A 15202-nucleotide genomic window follows, 5' to 3' on the forward strand; every position below is an offset into this window, starting at 1 on the left:
GAGCTCCTCTGACTTCAACCAGAAATGTAATATATATATTTTTATACATTTGTTATCACTTTGTTACAAGTGCGTTTTCTTTAGTTTGGGGCCATATTTATACCAGAAGCCATTTTGACGTAACTGATTGAAATCAATGTTTGCAAATTTGAGACCTGAGTCACTGGGATAGTGTCTCATATTTGAGTCAAATAATTTATTAACCTTTTATTCACTATATGTAGACTGTAATGTAAGCCTGCATCTAAGAAATGAGTCATTAAAAAAAGACTATTATGGACACTCCTTTGAATATTCTACATACATGGAAAGGCATCTACCTTCAGGAAGAGCAAACCACATTGCCGAATGGTAAAACCATCACTCACACGACGATCTCTCATCCAGGCGCTGCCGTTATTCTGCCAATCGCAAACAATGGAGATATCGTTCTTATCAACCAATACCGCCCTTCTCTGAAAAAATGGTTACTTGAACTGCCTGCAGGTACATTAGAAAGTAACGAACCAATTGAGCTTTGCGCAGTAAGGGAACTCGCAGAAGAAACTGGATACAGTGCTGAAACCATGATATCTCTTGGGCAAGTCACACCTTTGGCTGGATTCTGCGATGAAATTCAATACTTGTTCGTTGCAAAAGGGCTGACAGAAGTGTCTAAGTTTGCATGTGACGATGATGAAGTGATTGAAGTTGTATCGCTATCATTACACGACATCGAACAAAAGATTGTCGAAGGTGAGATCACTGATGCCAAAACGATCGCATGTTTAAGTAAAGCAAAGTTATGTGGATACATATAGGAGAAAAGCACATGGATTTCCGCTCGGATACCGTCACCAAGCCGACCCCCGCAATGAGACAAGCCATGGCTGATGCGCCAGTTGGCGATGACGTCTATGGTGATGACCCAACCGTCAATGAGCTAGAAGCATGGGCAGCAGAGCGCCACGGGTTTGAAGCAGCTCTTTTTACCACATCAGGAACTCAGGCAAACCTACTTGGTTTGATGGCACATTGTGAGCGAGGCGACGAGTATTTGTGTGGACAGCAAGCTCACAACTACAAATACGAGGCTGGTGGTGCTGCGGTGTTGGGCTCCATTCAACCACAACCTATTGAAAACAATCCTGATGGTACCCTTGATTTCAACAAACTAAGGGCGGCCATCAAACCGGATGATAGCCATTTTGCTCGTACTAAGTTACTGAGTTTGGAAAACACCATCAATGGCAAAGTGCTGCCTTTGTCTTACCTCGCGCAAGCCCGCGAATTTGTTGATCAACACGGCCTCGCACTCCACCTAGACGGAGCCCGTGCATATAATGCAGCGGTCGCGCTTGATGTGGATATTCGAGAAATAGCCAAGCACTTTGACTCAATGACAATCTGTTTATCAAAAGGCCTTTGTGCTCCCATCGGTTCTTTGCTACTTGGCAGTAAAGCGTATATCGCTAAAGCACGCCGCTTACGCAAAATGCTCGGCGGTGGTATGCGTCAGGCTGGCATTCTTGCCGCCGCAGGTAAGCTTGCGTTAACCGAACAAGTCGAACAATTAAAAGTAGACCATGCTAACGCCAAGCTATTAGCGGTCAAATTGAGTCAACTTGAAGGTTTCCAGATCAACCCAGATTTCGTTGAGACTAATATTGTCTTTGCTAAGCTAGACGACAATGTAGATATCCATGCCATTGCCACTAAGTTAAGCGAAGACGGCATTATCATTTCTCCGGGGAATCCAATACGCTTCGTCACTCACAAAGATATCTCTGAATCTGACATCAAGTTGCTTGTCGAAAAACTCAATATGTATCTGTAATTTTTTGTCACTTCCAGTTTAGAAGCCAGTCACTATAGCGACTGGCTTTTCTCAGCATCGAGAGTACTCATACTCTCGATATGCTTTCCGCATAATAACATCAGTTCAGTTGTTTTCTGAGATAAGGCTCCCTCCTTATTTGTCCATTGCATGAGCCTATTCTGCTTTAAGTTGGTTAGGCATACCAACACCCTATATTGTCGTTATTTTCGTTTAGTTTGGGCGCATTTTATGATGCGTTTCGGGTAAACATCATGTTTTTTACCTAGCAATTAACCTGATTCTACAAGGTTTTTTACTCTGATTAATTCATCAAAAGTTAGTCCTGCACAAGTAGCCGTTGTTAGAGAGTGTATTGCGTACTCCACTGAGAACAAGTTCACCTTTCAACCAAAGGTAAACCCCAGAAAGCATTTATAATTAATATCTATCTAGCTAAACACATGGCGGTAGCAGATTCATAATTTGTCTCTAAATTATCCATCATCCAAAGCCATAGATGGAATGTGGAACCAACATCACAACCACAACTCATATATGTCTATATATACCTTGTCTTTTTCCAATGCATAAAACAATATTAGTCCATCGCTTTTGTTAATGAAAAGTGCGTAAATTTACAATAAAAAATATAAAAATCCATTATTTTCATAAATTTATATTATTCACACCCTTGAATATTTGTTAATGAAAACAAGGCACCTAGGAGTTACTTTTGGTTAACCACAACCTCATTTCACAGGCTTTTGCACTTGCCCTCTTGTTGTTCACTATTGGCATGTTGAGCTCAGACAGAGTTCAAGCATCTGAAACGCTTAAGGTAGGTATCATGGTCGGCAAGTTGACGAACACTACCAGTACCTCAAATAAAGAGAAGCTGTGTGTGCTGAATGCCCTTACAGACGAAGTGTCTGCCTCTAGAAGAAATGTTGAATTTACGTTTGTATCGAACGATAGGACTGCTCACGGCAGTGCTTTAGCTGCACATAGCTTAGTCGACCAAGGTGTCGATATCGCCTTGCTGCCGTTAGTGTCGCATGAAGCTGAAATCGCAGCCCGTATACTCAATCAACATGACATTGCATTCGTGACTTCAGCAACAGCGAAGAGTGTTATCAAGGACCCTTCTATGGGCTTATCAATAATGCCAAGCAATAAACATCAGATTAAGCTGCTTAGTGACTATTACCTTAGCCATTATTCCACTAAGACTGCTCATGTGTTGATTGATAACTCAAGACAGTATTCTAAACAAAGCGCTCTCGCGTTCATCAAACAACTCACTGCTCATAGTGAACCAATCAAATTTAAGAAGTACGATTACAGCATGAGTAATGCGGATGACATTGTGGGTGCATTGCCTAACAACGCCGTCGTCTTTGCACCGTTATACAACCCTAATATTGCCGTTCTATACAATGCAATGAAAGACAGTGGTAAACCATTCACGATATTGGGCACTGACTCCGTAGGGGCAAGAAAAGAGTTTTTCCAAACCATTGGAACCACAAGCCCTAACATTAACTTGTATTTTGTTAAAAACTGGGATGGTATCCCTAAATCAGATAATAGAAGCGCTCTAAACAGTATTTCCAATACTTTTTGCTCACAAAATCAAGCCACTTTTTTGACTACATATACCTACGATCTCTTTAATTTTTTAATCGCTGGGTACGATTCAAAACCGCAGTCTAGCCCTCAAGATCTCATTGAGTCACTCAAACAATTGAAGTTTGAGACAGTAATGGATGGAGAGCCTTTGGCTTTTGACGCCGCAGGTTACAGCAAAAAGCCGCTGTATCTTTTCTCCGTTCAGAATGATCAAGTTCGATATTTATCAAAGTTGACAGATTAAATAACAATGAGCATTAAGTTAAAAGCAGCACTATGCTGTCTAGTCGTCATCTTATGCAATTCAGTTTTCTATTGGTCTAAACCGTCACACAATGAAGCGGTTGACTCAGTATTATTTGGTTTTGTCTCGGTGCTAGAGTCTTGGGTCCAGTCCCCGACAGTGATTGACGATGTATATACATTCAATTATCAAGCTCTGACAAACAGAATGTCACTGCTTATCGATTCCTATGAGTCGATTGACTGGTTTAGAGTCTGTCTTGAGCTGGACTTACAAAGTTTCTCAACCAAGGATGAAGTGCAAAAAACGGTTTGTTCTGGAGGCAACACTTTGCTGTCGCTAACCCAACAACAATATAAGCTCGACGCTGGCGTATCTGAACTTATGATAGGCAAAAAAAAACTTGGGCACATTAACTGGTATTTCTTTTCCAAAAATGAATATCAGCAACTCGGCCTGAATGTTATTTTATTCATCGCATCGTCTACTCTGCCGATATTGCTCATACTATACATCTATCGGGCAAACCATTACGTCAAGGAACAAGATGGTATACAATCACATGAAAACGATATTGACGAATACAAGCGAGAAAATTCAGTTCTCAAGAACAGAATAACCAATATTAGCAAGATCATCTCACGTAATAGAAAGCTATTTGCATACAGTGATGAAATAGCCTTTGCTAAGTATACTCACCCCTATAGTGAAGTGTTGATGACCAATGGAATAAAACACAAAATACGATGTACGTTGACTGAATTAGAAAATTCATTCAGTGATGATTTTATTCGTCTAAGCCGCTCTATAATATTGCGAGAAAGTATAATTAAAAATAATGCATCTATTAAAATTGATGGCGGAGAGCATTACATTGAAGTTTCAATTAAAAGTCAGACGCATCGTTTACCCATATCGAAGTCTTGTGTAAACAATATAATTACGACAGAGAACGCCTAGTATGAAAAATTATCTTATCACTTGTGCGACAGGTGGAATCGCCTCTAACTTGGTCACAGAACTCGCCCAAGAACATCAACTTTTTTGGCCGCTAGAAACGTAAGCAAACTCAATGACATCGTCGCTAGTACTCATTTTCAGCATTCGGTTCAGACAAGCTCACTTGATTTCTTCAGCGCCGACTCCATCGACGAATGCGCCTCAACAATCAAAGGCGCAGACAAGTTTGATGGTGTGGTATTTTTTATCCCAAGGATCCCACCTTCCAGAGAAGTGTTTCCTGACGATGAGAAATGGCAAGACTACTTCAATAAGTATTTTATTTTGCCTCTACGTTTACTCCGTCAGATTGTAGAGCAAGATAAGCTGAAGCAAGGAGCTTCGATTGTTTTCGTTTCTGGCATCAGCTCCAAAGCGGCTCTGCCACACTATTCGATCAATAATTGCTTGCGCAGCGCTTGGATAGGACAAGCCAAAACAATGGCGTTGTCATTAGCAGAACAAGGCATATCGGTGAACACACTCTCTCTCGGGGGCGTCATGACTCAAAGTTATACGCAAAAGATGGAGCAAAAAGCGCTTGATCAAAATTTATCGTTTGAAGCATTGATGGAGAATGAAGTGTCCAACATTCCACTCAAGAAGTATGCTTCAATCAAAGATGTGGTTGATGGTATCGTGGCGTTGCTTGGTCCAATCTCTAACCATATGACTGGCCAAAATATCATTCTGGATGGCGGCTTCAATAAAGCTTATTGAGGCTCTCAGAACGTTGCAGCTACTTACCTATCCAATCAGCGAGAATGGCGCAACCTTCTCGCTGAATCTCAGGTCAGTTTGACAAAATAGTAAGCCTTATCACGTCACTTTAGAGTGATGCTACCTGCTGACGATGAACATTTACTATGCTGCTCATCGTCAGCAAACGTTAATCAAATCATACTGTCCGCAGTTTAAGCTCGCCATGCTAGTGCTCAAAGCAATTCACATCATGCAAATTATGGTGAGACAAACGGCTTTATGTTGATCACATTAGAATATCCACTCCGACAAAAACGTCAAAATAAAAATACTCCTGTTTTAACAATATTGCCGTTATTAATAGAGCTTTAATTCTAATCCTGATTGCCATGTAAATATCTTTTTGTCCAACAATTATTTATGAATTAATATTAATCGCCACCCTTCGTTCCATATTGAAAAACTTCCTTTTTCCCAATTTAAGAACCCCTTCTAGATTAAATTAGTCTGCTAAATAAATTTCTATTGGGATTATTTCAGACTTAAACATAGGGTTGAATAAAAGGAAAAAATAATGGATAAGAATAAACATCGTCAGTGTAACAAGATAGGTATAGTGAAACCTTTGTCTGTAGTAATAGCACTCAGCCTAGGTACAATCAGCGCGAGCGTATTGGCGGCCCCGTCCGCGCCTGCTTTGGACTGGAATATGACCAGTGTAAAGAGCCAGTCTTTTGTTGAGATTAACGGCGAGGCAGGCCAACAGTCTTACAAAAAAACCGTGGTTAGGCATGATCAGGTTACTTTCCCAGTTGAGTGGGATGTTTGGTACAACAGCGGAACACCCGCGACAGAATGGCAAGTGCGTTTAAATAATGATGTCATTTTTTCTGAAGCGATCAATGGCCCTACAGATTCTGCGTTCTCAGGCGAGACTCAAGTCCAAATAGATAAAGCTGGCCAATATGACATGACCGTCAATATATGTGATGCAAGCGGAGACTGCTCGACTTCACCAGTGCACAAAATTTCAGTCATCGATACCGATGGTGCAGGCATGGCGCCACTACCTATGAATATCGATAGCAATAATCAATCATTTCCTCCTCAGCCCAATGGTACGGTTGTCGGTAGCTATTTTGTCGAATGGAGCCAATATGACCGCAAGTTCACCGTTGACAACATCCCAGCCGATAATCTGACACACATCATCTATGGTTTCGTACCGATCTGTGGTCCCAACCAGTCTTTAACCGACCCAAACTCGCAACGGGCACTTCAACTCGCCTGCGGTGATTCACAAGACTATGAAGTGGTCGTTCATGATCAGTGGGGGGCGTTGGGCTCTTCCCTACCTGGAACTGGGGATTCCTCGATAAAAGGCACATATGGTCAGATGATGGCGCTCAAACAGCGTTATCCGGATTTGAAGATCCTTCCTTCTATCGGTGGTTGGACACTTTCCGATCCTTTCTTCGGTTTCACCGACAAAAAGAATCGCGACACCTTTGTTGCCTCAGTCAAAGAGTTTCTGCTTACTTGGAAATTCTACGACGGCGTTGATATCGACTGGGAGTACCCCGGCGGTACTGGCGCTAACCCAGATCTAGGCGACCCAGATAACGATGGTAAAGCTTACGTTGCTTTAATGAGAGAGCTTCGCCAAATGCTGGATGAACTATCCGCAGAAACGGGCCGAACATACGAGTTGACTTCGGCCATTGGCGCAGGCTGGGACAAAGTTGAAGACGTCCACTACCCAGACGCAACGCAGTACATGGATTATCTCTTTGTCATGACTTACGATTTCTACGGCGCATGGGATAACAATCTCGGTCATCAGGCAGCGGTTTACTGTGGATCACACATTTCTGCTGCTCAGTGTGAGGGAACTTTGACCCCTGACGACGGCCCAGAATACACCACGGATAACGGTGTCAAGGAACTGCTTAAGCAAGGTGTGTCGCCAAGCAAGATCGTTCTTGGCGCCGCTATGTATGGGCGAGGCTGGAGCGGAGTCACTCGCGATAGCATGACTGATCCTACCAATCCAATCACAGGTACAGGCAACGGACCGATTGCAGGTAGTTGGGAACCAGGAGTCATTGACTATAAAGATATTGTCAACGATTACCTTGGTCAATCCGGTGTCGAAGCATTCTACGATGCCACCGCAAAGGCCCCTTACCTATACAAAGAGTCTACGGGTGAAGTCATCACCTATGACGATGCTCGCTCTGTTGAGGAAAAAGCGGCCTATGTGCGCACTCAAGGGTTTGCGGGCTTGTTCTCATGGGAGATCGATGGAGATAACGGCGACATCCTCAATGCTATGCAAAGCGGACTACTTGCAGGTGGAGAGCCGGGCAATCAAGCCCCCGTTGCTAATGCGGGTGATGATATCACCGTCGACACTGCTCACACCGTACAACTTGATGGTTCAGGATCTTACGACAACGACGGCAACCTTATTTCCTACCAATGGGAACAGATTGCTGGCAATCGCCTCAACATCAGCGATGCAGACAAAGCGGTTGCTAGCGTTGCCATTCCCGACACAGGCACGAATGAAACATACAGCTTTAAACTAACGGTCACTGACAATCAAAATGCCACATCCACCGACATGGTTAACGTAAAGGCGCTATTCGGTAGTGTTCCCGATAACACCCCTCCTACCGCTGACCTTAATGGCCCGATTCAGGCGGAAGCTGGTGACCATGTCGTGTTAGATGCTTCTGGCAGTTCTGATGCAGACGGTGACACCCTCACCTATAGTTGGTCTTCCTCTGACGTAACACTGACTGACAATGGTCAAAGCGCAAGCTTTGTTGCTCCTGAGTTTGCGCAAGATACCAATGTTTCAGTCTCAGTGACGGTTTCTGATGGAACAGCTTCAGACACAGCTCGTCTATCAATTCTTGTCAAAGCCAAGGACGATGGGGGTAATCCGGATCAATACCCTCAATATGTTGAAGGTACTCCATATCAAGCAGGTGACCGTGTCACTAATGCAGGAAGTAACTACGAGTGTAAACCTTTCCCATATTCTGGTTGGTGCTCGGGCGCGGCTTGGGCCTATGCACCGGGAACTGGGTCAGCTTGGGGTGACGCCTGGACTAAACTCTAACCCAGACAGCAAACACCCCGCTATTGCGGGGTGTTTGGTTAAGTGCGGTACAGTACCTTAACAACATGCCAGCCAAATTTTGTCTTAACCAAGTGAGGGACCAACGTTTCGCCACTAAAACAAACCTTGTCGAATGCAGGAACCATCTGCCCTCGACGAAACTCTCCCAAATCACCGCCTTTCTTTCCCGAAGGGCAAGTCGAATACTTTTTCGCCAATGTCTGGAACTTAGCCCCTTTCTTCAGCTGTTTAATAATGTCTTCAGCTTGTTCTTTGTGCTTGACCAAAATGTGTAAAGCCGCTGCGGTATTTGCCATATGAAAATCTCAAAGTGTAGGACATAGCTAGTGGCGCGTATTTTAACGATTTACGACACGATCACCATCCCATTTGCTAAATATCTATACTAATTGCCAAATAATCTTGCTTAATTGACCTATCTTAATTGAATAGATCTACAGATCAGTTACCATCTCGGTTTATAAAAGTATCAAATTTGAGAAACTCTCGTCATGGCAAAAACAATCAGTAAAGCAAATCAGTCTCAAGGCATGTTGATGTTCACACTGACCCATAGTGAACAGCTCTTTGCGATTGGTACATTAAAGGTTCGTGAGATTGTCCCTTATCAGCCGACAACTCAAATCCCCTATTCGCATCATCATGTCATTGGCACTGTCACTATTCGCGATAAAACTATCCCAGTAATTAATATGCCTGCCGCTATTGGCTTTAGGCCAATCCAGCCAGAAGAATACGATTCTTGCTATCTAATCGTCACCGATTGTTTAAGAACCGTTGTCGCCTTCATGGTACGTTCGATTGAAAAGATAATCGAATGTGACTGGCGCTCTATTGAGCCTTCTCCTCAGTCAGCAGGTAAAAACGTTTTCGTTACAGGCATCACCAGATACGATGAGCAGATTATTCAGATGCTAGATGTCGAACTCCTGCTATCAAAAATCTACCCTCAATATGAGTCGACTAAGATTCCAATGCTGACCGATATTGAAAGAGAAAGGCTCAAGGCACTGAACATTTTACTTGTCGATGATTCCTCGATAGCAAGAAAACAGCTCGCCGATGCGCTCGATAGCATTAATATTGCCTATCAGATCCGAAACAATGGCATTGAAGCCCTGGAACTGATGAGAGAAGAAGCGGAACGGGGCCAACCGATTCAGTTGCTCGTCAGCGATATTGAAATGCCTGGGTTGGACGGCTATGAATTAGCGTTTGAAACCCAGAGTGACCAACAGCTCAGTAACGCCTACATTATTCTTCACACGTCACTATCAAGTGAGATATGCGTTGACCGGGCTCGTCAGGTTGGTGCCCATGAGGCATTAGAGAAGTTTAATGCGGGTGACTTAGTACAGGCGATGCTTCGTGGCGCAGCTATGCTCGAATCAGGAACCAAACCAGAGCGTGTTGAAGTAGCGGTTTAACCACCAAGGCTAACCGTCAAGGTCGTTAGATTTGATAAACTTAGCTAAGCTAAGTTCATCAAATCTATTAAATAAATCAATTTTATTGCCATTAACTCAAGCATCTCAGGAGTAAATCCGCTAATCTTAACGTAATCGATAGTTAACGTAGAATTCTTATAATCAGATGACAGAAGACGATTTTAAAAAATCGACCGCTAACTTAAAGAAAGCTGTCCCACTTATGATGCAAAACCACGTAGCCGCAACGCCAGCCAATTATGCGTTATGGTATACCTATGTGGAAAATGCCATTCCTCAAATGAATCGTGAGCTTGAGACTATTCTGGAGAATTACGGTATATGTCCACCAGCAGCGGGCGAACAGCTCTATAACAATTATGTCGCGGCTAGAGCGGAGACCGACATTAGAGATCTGCGAGCAAACATCGAAGTGTTAGTGGGGCAAGTCGCCTCATCAATGACAGACACCCTCGCCGATACATCACACTTTTCCCGAGTCATTGACAAAAGTTTTCAAAACCTTGAAAAAGTAGACGATCAATCGATGTCTATCGAAGAGGTGATGAAAGTGATTCGTCAATTGGTCAACGAATCTAAAGAGATACGACACTCAACCAACTTTCTGAACAATCAGCTTGAGACGGCAACAGAAGAGATTCAACGACTCAAAACCCAACTGGCAGAAGTCCAGCAAGATGCTTTGTTTGACGGGCTCACAAGCCTCTATAATCGTCGCTCATTCGACAATGACCTAGACACCTTGTGTCGATCTGAGCAGAAAATTTGCCTGATCCTCGCCGATATCGATCACTTCAAGGGCTACAACGACACTTATGGCCACCTGTTCGGCGATGCCGTGATTAAAGGCATCGCAAAACGTCTTCAGACTAGCAGCCGAGACGGTATTCATGCCTACCGCTTTGGTGGTGAAGAATTCGCATTGATTATGCCAAACAAGTCATTGAGAATTGCACGCCAATTTGCTGAGAGTTTACGCCGTTCAGTAGAAAAACTGTCGATTAAAGACAGACGTTCGGGCAAGCCAGTGGGGAATATTACCGCCTCATTTGGTGTAGCAGAACTGCAAGCGGGTGAGACGCCTAACTCAATCATTGAGCGCGCCGATAAGCTCCTTTACGAAGCGAAACAATTGGGTCGAAACCGCGTTATGCCGTTGTAAGCGCATTGCTATACGTTTACCGCCAATAAATAGAGCCCCATAATGAGGGGCTCTTTTAGTCTCATGCCATTTAACCGTCTGAGGTTATCGCCTCAATCAGCTCTTTTTCTACATGCTGCACTTTGTCATTGTCAATTTGACATGTTCCTGCGGCCTTGTGGCCACCGCCTCCGTATTTGAGCATTAACTCTCCTACATTGGTTTTTGAACTGCGATCAAATATCGATTTGCCGGTGGCGAATACCGTATTTTGCTTCTGGAAACCCCACATTTTATGAATCGAAATATTGCACTGAGGGTACAAAGCATAAATCATAAAACGATTGCCAGCGAAGATGGTTTCCTCTTCGGTGAGGTCCAGAAAAACCAAATTGTCGTGCACAGTAGCGCAGCGTTGGATCTGTTCTTTGAACAAGTTTTCATGCTCTTTGTACAGGTCAATCCGTTCTTTGACGTCGGGATGTTCTAGTATTTGGTCGATTGAATGAGAAGTGCAATATTCAATCAGGTCCATCATTAAGTTGTAGTTGGAAATTCTAAAATCTCTAAAACGTCCAAGCCCTGTTCGTGCGTCCATCAGGAAGTTAAGTAAATTCCACCCCGTGGAATCTAACACCTCGTCTCTGGAAAACTGCGCTGAATCGCCTTTATCAACCGCTTCCATCATGCCGAGCCAATCAACAGGGAACGTTTTTTCGCCGCCATAATATTCCCAAACCACTCTCGCGGCAGAAGGCGCATTGGGATCGATAATATGATTTGGCCTCTCCCCAGAATTTCGAATCATTTCTGATAGATGGTGGTCAAACACAAGATGAGCCTGTTTAACATACGGAAGATTGGTAACAATATCGCGCGCCGTAATTTCTATAATACCATCTTGCATATCTTTGGGATGGACAAACTTGATGTCATCAATGAGATCAAGTTGCTTAAGAAGCACGGCACATACCAAGCCGTCAAAATCACTTCGTGTCACTAAACGATGTTTCTGTTCCGACATCTTAAAATCCTTATCTTTAACAGCACAATGCACTTCATCACAATCAACCGCACTTATGTTTCACTCCTTTTTATCGATAAGTGCCATTGGTCTCTGTTTAATTTTAGACAGCTTCGATCTTTTAACAAACTTAAGGCAATGCTTTTTACCTACTCTTCTATACTTCATATGCAATTGATTTAATTAAAGGGAGGACAAGAATGAAGACAACAATCTGGGCTTTGATATCAGCATCTGCCCTAATGCTTGCAGGCTGCGCCAATGAACCTGATGAATATGAGGTAAAAGGCTATACATCGATTGCCAATCCAGCATCAGTCTTCTGCGCCAAGCAAGGTGGGAAACTAGAAACCGTGAGCGAAAATGAAAAACGTGTTACCTACTGTGTCCTTTCTTCGGACAACCGAATCGAGGAGTGGGAATACTATCGCCAACACCAAAAATCTTCAGATAGCTAATGCTTATACCTACCGCGATTCATGAATTTCTTGATTGGCAGCGTCGTTTTACTGAACGTCTTTTCTCGTCTGTACGGCATGGGACATTTCTGGCACTCAGTCATGGGCGAGCACTATATTCGAGAAGTTAAGAACGTGTCCGAGGAAAGTATGGAGCTACTTTGTTACTGCCTCATTGCGCTCGCCGCTGTGAAAACTCGCATTAGCATGAGAGTTGGTTAACGCTACAGTTTGGCTGATTTTCTGGATCAAGCTGCCTGTTTAGCCACGTCAACGTCTGGTGGAAATACCTCAACCGCGATTCTATTGCGTGACAGTCGAATTCTGAGGTTGTTGTGAGAACAACCTCTTTCATGGACTGTAACTTATCCTGTATTTCTACCGGCAGATTTAACACTTCCAGTAATGACAAAGCATGCAGAGCCAACGTTTCGGGTAAACACCTGACATCATCTAACGGCCTGTCAAATGCTCTGTTCACCACCCCTTCTAAATAAACTCGATACGTCGTCAACTCATCTACTAACAAGAACGCTTGAGCATACAAACCTTGATGCGGATACATAACACTGCAATGCTGATCTATGTCTTGGTCAATATGCAGATTTAATCCAGAATTTGCACAATGCTGTTTAAGGGTACGCAACAAGCCCTGTTCATCCATCAGTGACTGGATTTCAAAAATACGCTTGAGATGGTAATCATTGGACACGAGTGTCACATCAACACGTTGATCTGCTAAGCCGAGTTGCGTTAACTTCAAAGCGGCATTGTGGATGTTTTGTACCGTATTCTGTGATTCGCTTTCTAGGATAATATTTGAGGCATAAAACTTCTTCGCTGACGGTAATTGTTTAAAGTAGTCTCTCATTGCCATTGCTTCAGACTTGGTTTGACCTGGTGTCACGCCACCACAAAACAACAACACCGTTTCATTCAGGTCATAAGAACTGAGTAACTTTGGCAAAGCTTCAACACGCGATTTCCCTTCAGCGGTCAGAGCATTGCCAACCAGTCGTTTACCAAGAACAATAATCACATTACGAATGCCCACTATTTACTCACCTCTCAATTACTCATACTGATTTGCTTAAGTTCTGTACAAATATCACCTTTGCAGATAGCGTTAGCCAGGTTAATATTTTGTTAACTATATTTAAATAGAGTCTGACTAACAGGCCACATCAACAGGAAGTAAGTCTATGCTGTCGATTTTTGATATTTTTAAAGTTGGGGTGGGACCATCCAGTTCCCACACCAACGGGCCAATGCTGGCTGGCCACCATTTTACACGTCTACTAAACGAGTCGATATCCAAGGTACATCGGATACAGGTTGATCTGTATGGCTCTTTATCCTTAACAGGTATAGGACATCATACGGATCGCGCTGTCATTCTCGGGCTGATGGGCAATCGGCCTGATACGATTAAAATTACCAGAGCCAAGCAAGCTTTACAGCATACGTTAGACCATGGGTCTCTGTTACTAGCAGGTGCCCATACCCTAACGTTTCACTATGAAAACGACATTATATTCCATAGCGACAACCTGCCTTTGCATGAAAATGGCATGACCATCACTGCGTACGACTCCTTTGGCGCACAACTCGCATTTGAAACCTACTACTCTATCGGCGGTGGTTTCATCGCCACGGCGGCTGAGCTAGAAAATGGAAGCAGTGATCAACCAGTCAAAGTCCCATATCCGTTCACCTCTGCAGACGAAATGCTCAGTATGGCAGAAGAGCACGGGTTTAGTCTTGGTGGCATGATTCTGCAAAACGAAGTGTGCTTCTTTGACAGTGATGAGATTGACAGTAAGGCCGAACAAATCTGGAAAGTGATGTCCCTTTGTATGCAACGTGGCTTCGAAACAGAAGGCGTGTTGGAAGGAGGCTTAAATGTCACGCGACGTGCTCCCAATTTGCTGAAAAAGCTGGAAGCAAACGAAGCGATTGAAAACGATCCAATGGCGATCATGGACTGGATTAACTTGTTTGCATTTGCGGTCAGTGAAGAAAATGCAGCAGGAGGTCAAGTTGTTACCTCTCCCACCAATGGCGCAGCAGGCGTTATACCCGCTGTACTGATGTACTATCATCGCTTTATTAAAGAGTTAGACCTCAAACAAATCAAAGATTTCTTAGCGGTGGCTGGCGCCATTGGCATCTTATACAAGACGAATGCCTCAATTTCAGGCGCTGAAGTCGGCTGTCAGGGGAAGTTGGCGTTTCATCATCCATGGCTGCAGCAGGTTTGACCGCACTGAGAGGTGGCAGTAATGAACAGATTTGTATTGCCGCAGAGATTGCTATGGAACATTCGTTGGGTATGACGTGTGACCCAATTGGTGGCCTAGTCCAAGTCCCATGTATCGAGCGCAATGCCATGGGGGCGATGAAAGCGATCAATGCTTCGCGCATGGCGCTGAAAAGAACCAGCAAGTGTCTAATTTCTTTGGATAAAGTAATCGCGACCATGTATCAAACAGGCAAAGATATGAACAAAAAATACCGCGAAACATCCCTTGGTGGTTTAGCGGTCATTCACATGGCACCGCCCTGCGAATAGAACAAGCGGCTACCAATAGCAAAACCAACACAAAAA

General features: G+C 43.6%; 11 protein-coding genes and 2 pseudogenes. 10 read left to right on the forward strand and 3 right to left on the reverse strand.

Annotation, left to right across the window (positions count from 1 at the left end):
- The first annotated feature begins 275 nt into the window (after nucleotides 1-275).
- The 6 genes and pseudogenes from KW548_17270 to KW548_17295 all read left to right on the forward strand — a co-directional run bounded on the left by KW548_17270 (nucleotide 276) and on the right by KW548_17295 (nucleotide 8502).
- Nucleotides 276-800 carry an NUDIX hydrolase gene (locus KW548_17270; GenBank protein QXX08875.1) on the forward strand — a complete coding sequence of 175 codons (525 nt, stop codon included), beginning with the start codon at nucleotides 276-278 and terminating at the stop codon, nucleotides 798-800.
- Nucleotides 801-811: 11 nt separating this feature from the next.
- Nucleotides 812-1816 carry a low-specificity L-threonine aldolase gene (gene ltaE / locus KW548_17275; GenBank protein QXX08876.1) on the forward strand — a complete coding sequence of 335 codons (1005 nt, stop codon included), beginning with the start codon at nucleotides 812-814 and terminating at the stop codon, nucleotides 1814-1816.
- Nucleotides 1817-2531: 715 nt separating this feature from the next.
- Nucleotides 2532-3671 carry an ABC transporter substrate-binding protein gene (locus KW548_17280; protein ID QXX08877.1) on the forward strand — a complete coding sequence of 380 codons (1140 nt, stop codon included), beginning with the start codon at nucleotides 2532-2534 and terminating at the stop codon, nucleotides 3669-3671.
- A 6-nt stretch (nucleotides 3672-3677) separates the two neighbouring features.
- On the forward strand, nucleotides 3678-4631 hold the full coding sequence (locus KW548_17285) for a hypothetical protein (GenBank protein QXX08878.1): 954 nt from the start codon (nucleotides 3678-3680) through the stop codon (nucleotides 4629-4631).
- A 1-nt stretch (nucleotide 4632) separates the two neighbouring features.
- Nucleotides 4633-5390 (forward strand): annotated as a pseudogene (locus tag KW548_17290) (SDR family oxidoreductase).
- Nucleotides 5391-5946: 556 nt separating this feature from the next.
- A complete protein-coding gene (locus tag KW548_17295) occupies nucleotides 5947-8502 on the forward strand; it encodes a chitinase (protein ID QXX08879.1) in 2556 nt (851 codons plus the stop codon).
- A 38-nt stretch (nucleotides 8503-8540) separates the two neighbouring features.
- On the opposite strand, the gene KW548_17300 is transcribed toward KW548_17295, so the two are convergent.
- A complete protein-coding gene (locus tag KW548_17300; GenBank protein ID QXX08880.1) occupies nucleotides 8541-8819 on the reverse strand; it encodes a peptidylprolyl isomerase in 279 nt (92 codons plus the stop codon).
- A gap of 195 nt (nucleotides 8820-9014) precedes the next feature.
- Here KW548_17300 and KW548_17305 point away from each other — a divergent pair, with 195 nt between their 5' ends.
- Nucleotides 9015-9950, forward strand: a complete 936-nt coding sequence (locus KW548_17305; GenBank protein QXX08881.1) for a chemotaxis protein — start codon at nucleotides 9015-9017, stop codon at nucleotides 9948-9950.
- A 166-nt stretch (nucleotides 9951-10116) separates the two neighbouring features.
- Nucleotides 10117-11133 (forward strand): diguanylate cyclase, encoded by a 1017-nt coding sequence (locus KW548_17310; protein ID QXX08882.1) that lies wholly within the window; start codon nucleotides 10117-10119, stop codon nucleotides 11131-11133.
- Nucleotides 11134-11203: 70 nt separating this feature from the next.
- Here the strand turns inward: KW548_17310 and KW548_17315 are convergent, their stop codons facing one another.
- On the reverse strand, nucleotides 11204-12136 hold the full coding sequence (locus KW548_17315) for an exopolyphosphatase (GenBank protein ID QXX08883.1): 933 nt from the start codon (nucleotides 12134-12136) through the stop codon (nucleotides 11204-11206).
- Between the two features lie 200 nt (nucleotides 12137-12336).
- On the opposite strand from KW548_17315, the gene KW548_17320 reads away from it, so the two are divergent.
- Nucleotides 12337-12594, forward strand: a complete 258-nt coding sequence (locus KW548_17320; GenBank protein QXX08884.1) for a DUF333 domain-containing protein — start codon at nucleotides 12337-12339, stop codon at nucleotides 12592-12594.
- Between the two features lie 202 nt (nucleotides 12595-12796).
- Here the strand turns inward: KW548_17320 and KW548_17325 are convergent, their stop codons facing one another.
- Entirely contained in the window at nucleotides 12797-13648 is an 852-nt protein-coding gene (locus tag KW548_17325) for a YdcF family protein (GenBank protein QXX08885.1), read from the reverse strand.
- 148 nt (nucleotides 13649-13796) lie between these two features.
- Between KW548_17325 and KW548_17330 the strand changes: the two are divergent.
- Nucleotides 13797-15166: pseudogene (locus KW548_17330) on the forward strand (L-serine ammonia-lyase).
- The last annotated feature ends 36 nt before the right edge of the window (nucleotides 15167-15202 follow it).

The sequence above is a fragment of the Vibrio neptunius genome, from assembly GCA_019339365.1.
Classification (GTDB): domain Bacteria; phylum Pseudomonadota; class Gammaproteobacteria; order Enterobacterales; family Vibrionaceae; genus Vibrio; species Vibrio neptunius.

Excerpts from the sequence above, each read along its gene's own strand:
- KW548_17270 (QXX08875.1), top strand. The coding sequence starts at position 276 with ATGGACACTCCTTTGAATATTCTACATACATGGAAAGGCATCTACCTT.
- ltaE (QXX08876.1), top strand. The coding sequence starts at position 812 with ATGGATTTCCGCTCGGATACCGTCACCAAGCCGACCCCCGCAATGAGA.
- KW548_17285 (QXX08878.1), top strand. The coding sequence starts at position 3,678 with ATGAGCATTAAGTTAAAAGCAGCACTATGCTGTCTAGTCGTCATCTTA.
- KW548_17295 (QXX08879.1), top strand. The coding sequence starts at position 5,947 with ATGGATAAGAATAAACATCGTCAGTGTAACAAGATAGGTATAGTGAAA.
- KW548_17300 (QXX08880.1), bottom strand. The coding sequence starts at position 8,819 with ATGGCAAATACCGCAGCGGCTTTACACATTTTGGTCAAGCACAAAGAA.
- KW548_17305 (QXX08881.1), top strand. The coding sequence starts at position 9,015 with ATGGCAAAAACAATCAGTAAAGCAAATCAGTCTCAAGGCATGTTGATG.
- KW548_17310 (QXX08882.1), top strand. The coding sequence starts at position 10,117 with ATGACAGAAGACGATTTTAAAAAATCGACCGCTAACTTAAAGAAAGCT.
- KW548_17315 (QXX08883.1), bottom strand. The coding sequence starts at position 12,136 with ATGTCGGAACAGAAACATCGTTTAGTGACACGAAGTGATTTTGACGGC.
- KW548_17320 (QXX08884.1), top strand. The coding sequence starts at position 12,337 with ATGAAGACAACAATCTGGGCTTTGATATCAGCATCTGCCCTAATGCTT.